We start from the raw sequence: 3,658 nt of genomic DNA on the forward strand, positions 1-3,658 counted from the left end.
TAAGTCGTGACATCTTTAGCCGCATCATAGCTGACTGAATAAAGCGCACCATTATAAAGAAAATGACTTTGACCAGCGGAAGTATTCCCCTTCTTTTTATATTCTTTCAGGTTAGCAAAATCCATCACAGGCGAACCCATAGATAATAAGTCAACACTGCCAGCATCATTACCAGGGTGGCTACCGGAACCCTGACCCGGCTCAGGCATAACAGCACCAGTAGGATACCAGTCACCGGAATAACCAATAGAAGGGTTTTCAAGAGCAAGACCCTTCTGAATATATTCGCAACCGTCATAATAAGCATGAGTACGGTTATCGGAATCATTCCAGTAATTATGCATACCGACACCATAAAGAACCGGACGGGCAGCACACTCAGCAGCCGAAGGAGAAGAACCGGAGCGCGAAACAGCAGCATCAGAGAATACGGAATAAAAAAGCAACGGGATTAAAAAAAGAAACCATTTCATACGACACCCCGATCAAAAAAAGGCCTCACTAAGAGGCCTTGACATTATTTCAGTAACCATTAACAGGCATTAACTGGACGCTTTGGTAAACAGAGACTTGATCAGCCCCATTCCCACAGTAGTAACCAGTTTCAGGGTAAGAATACCGAAAGCGGCAGTAAGAACGGCACCGATAGTAACCAGAATAGGCGTACTGATATTCGCCAGCATCGCCGAAGTAATAATAGTGTTCGGGTCGGGAGCCGTTCCCGCAGCGTCAGCCAGTGCAGAAAGAGAAACCGCAGAAGCACCGAAACCGGTCAAAATAACACGCTTATCAACGATAAAGCCTTTCACAGATTTAATAAGTTTCATGATGAAATTCCTCATTAATGATTAATTAACGCGCGGCAGTAAAAAATATGCGCTTTATAAAGGCCAGCAAAAAGCCAAACATAAAACCCACAACCGACGCTATAAACCACAGACGGAGCAGATAAGTAAGATACGGCTCATTCTCAAGAAAGCCGTTTACTAAGTTAAAAATCCCCCATATATCAGTCATGGTAAGCACCATCAATTAACAACATTCTGTTAAGGAGGAAAGAGCAAAACGCCCCCCAAAACAGCCCAAAAAAAGGAAGAAACAATACCAATAATAATTCCATAGTATCAGTCCCCCAAAAGAAGCCCCGCAATAAATGCAAGGAAGAAAAGAATCAGCGGAACCGCACCAAAAAGAAGAAGTGTATAAAAATCGGAAACGCTGATAACCATTAATCAACCCTTCCCTTTAACACGTCTGGAAAAAATGCGCCTGAATTCATGTTCATCTATTTCAGTGCCGAGATTACCCAGCTTAAAAAGAGGGTGTTTGACAATATATATATCAAAATGCATACCAAGAGAAATAATAACAGTGCCAGTAATATAGCGAAAGATAATTACACTATCACCATTTGAAAAAACAGGCTGATAGCCGTTATCAAGAGCATAATCAACAAGCTCGCGAATTTCAGGAATATCTAACAGTTTCATAATACCCCCTACCGCTTCGCAAACATGCGCTTAAATTCTTCTGGCGTAATAATGCATGAATATTCGAATTCGCCATTGTAAATAATCTCGGTAAACCCAAGCTTGCCATCATTTTTTAAACAGTAACCTTCAGTAATAAAAACCTGATTACCATGAAAGCCATCAACAACGGCATAATGCGGACGAAGTTCTACAACGTAATTATTGTTAGATGCATATTGCAGTAATTCACAAACAACGGGATTAACCAGCCTCATCATCAGCCCCCACACAATAGACGTGATTATTACAGCGGGGGCATTTTCGCTCACCAGTGAACGTAATATCACAGGCAACGCAACGATGACGTTCAGGAACTGGCGGGTTGTCGCTAAGGTGACTTACTGCCAGTTCTATAGCAGCAGTCAGGCCGATAGCGTAAACAGGACGAGACGCACCAGCTACCGAACGCGCCCTGACAGAACGTTCATTTTTCGCCTGAAGCAAACAATTCTTTTTATAATAGCTACGGATATACGGCGAATCCGGATCGAACGAATTAACGTTGCAGAATCGGGCATAGTCCAGCGCGTCAGCTATTCCAAGATAGGACTTAATCATATATACCCCCGCGATGAAAGCCGCCCCGAAGGGCGAGCCATTCAGGACTTAACAGGCTGTTTGGCCTGGACAGACTCCAGAGAGGAATCAGTCAGTTTGCCGTAACCAACAAGCTCATAATCACCTACAACAGACTGAGCCTGACCACGACCACGGGCAATACGCTTATAATGGGGGATAATCAGTATATAATCGAAGCCCTTCAAACTGGCCTGACGAATATCAGACTGAAGGCGCTTAATAAGAAGATGGTTGTTATCATTAGGAAAGGATTCTTCAATGAAGCCGCAACCAATAGAGTTATCAGCCTCATCATAATCAGCTAACGTAGCCGCCGAGCAGAAAGAATCAGGCTGACCCTGTTTATTAGTATAGTTAACGATTTTGCCGGAAAATACACGCAGTGCGCCAGATAAGTTAGACATAATAAATCACCTTTTATTTAATTACACATTTTCAGTTTGACCATATAAACAAATAAGCCACTTACACATAAGTATTTATCAGAACGGAATCGGGCTATTCTTTAAAAACTGGTCACGTACTATATATTCATAACTTTCATCTATTGGTAGTCTTATATTCTCGTCCTGTAAATGCTCCTCTTTTATTACAGTTTTGATGAATGCCTCTATGTCGCCGCCCAGGACGTGCAGGACAGCAGCAAGCTTTTTTGACCCCTGATTCCTCAGCCATTTGACAGATGAATCATAAGAACTCAGCGCCTTACGGGTATCAGAAAGCGACGGTTTAAACGGATTGATTTTGCGGGGTTCTGCCGGATTAAGCTGGGCAGCATAGTCACAAAGCCCCGTAAAATAGCCCCGAATATCAAGCAAAATATCGACAGGAACTTCCTTTAATTCAGCCTCAGAACGATTCCAGATTAAATCAAGCCCCAGCTGCAGAGCCTTGTTATAAATACGCCAGAATAATAACGACTTACGACTACCTACCCTTAGTGATTCCTCAGCCCCGATAGTGTATTCAAAGCCTGTTTTACTGCATATACGCCGCCCTCTTCCACGATAGAACGCATCGTTCTTAAAATCGCGGTACGCATGTTCAACCGTGAAAACATCGTCAAAGTCATCAACGCATAAATCAAGGCGCTGTAATTTAACTATGCCAAGATGCGTAAACCACTTATGCAGGTGTTCAGGCGACGTGCCGGAAAATACGTGCTTACAGCCGTGACCATTTATCTGTATAAACACGGTATCCTCGTTACCGCCAACATACAGAACACCCAGTTCTGTACAGTCAGTATCGTTGTACGCATAAAGCGGCGCATGGTCGTGATAGTTGTAACGCCCATATCCACGGAATACGCCAAGATGTAAACCAAACTCAGCAGCCAGCCAGCGGCGAATCATCTCGATCCGGGATTCCATAAGTTTTTGATTATAGTTATGAAGCTGGTCATCAAGCGCCTTGCGAGCCGCGCGGAAATCGCCGCCGAAATCCTCGTTCGGGAAGGTGTAACCGTCAACAAACTCATCAAAGGTTTCCTCGATATCGCGATTCGAAAGCGGGCACCACATGCGGGTTTTAGGGTTGATAACGTC

Annotated in this window: 7 protein-coding genes; all 7 read right to left on the minus strand. The window is 43.6% G+C overall.

The window, feature by feature from the left end:
* Positions 1 to 473, minus strand: a 473-nt coding sequence (locus ACLJRH_RS26080; protein WP_410958276.1) for a hypothetical protein, incomplete at its 3' end; no start/stop codon positions are given.
* A gap of 69 nt (positions 474 to 542) precedes the next feature.
* Positions 543 to 827 carry a hypothetical protein gene (locus ACLJRH_RS26085; protein WP_410958277.1) on the minus strand — a complete coding sequence of 95 codons (285 nt, stop codon included), beginning with the start codon at positions 825 to 827 and terminating at the stop codon, positions 543 to 545.
* A gap of 405 nt (positions 828 to 1,232) precedes the next feature.
* Positions 1,233 to 1,490, minus strand: a complete 258-nt coding sequence (locus tag ACLJRH_RS26090) for a hypothetical protein (RefSeq protein WP_410958279.1) — start codon at positions 1,488 to 1,490, stop codon at positions 1,233 to 1,235.
* 8 nt (positions 1,491 to 1,498) lie between these two features.
* Positions 1,499 to 1,750 (minus strand): hypothetical protein, encoded by a 252-nt coding sequence (locus ACLJRH_RS26095; RefSeq protein ID WP_410958280.1) that lies wholly within the window; start codon positions 1,748 to 1,750, stop codon positions 1,499 to 1,501.
* Positions 1,734 to 2,090: a hypothetical protein gene (locus ACLJRH_RS26100; protein WP_410958282.1), complete on the minus strand. Its 357-nt coding sequence runs from the start codon at positions 2,088 to 2,090 to the stop codon at positions 1,734 to 1,736. The genes ACLJRH_RS26095 and ACLJRH_RS26100 overlap by 17 nt, the downstream gene beginning before the upstream one ends.
* Before the next feature lie 41 nt (positions 2,091 to 2,131).
* Entirely contained in the window at positions 2,132 to 2,515 is a 384-nt protein-coding gene (locus ACLJRH_RS26105; RefSeq protein WP_410958283.1) for a hypothetical protein, read from the minus strand.
* A gap of 78 nt (positions 2,516 to 2,593) precedes the next feature.
* Positions 2,594 to 3,658: replication initiation factor domain-containing protein (locus tag ACLJRH_RS26110; RefSeq protein WP_410958284.1), on the minus strand; the 1,065-nt coding region annotated here is incomplete at its 5' end.

This window comes from Salmonella sp. SAL04162 (assembly GCF_046551535.1).
Taxonomy (GTDB): Bacteria; Pseudomonadota; Gammaproteobacteria; order Enterobacterales; family Enterobacteriaceae; genus Salmonella; species Salmonella enterica.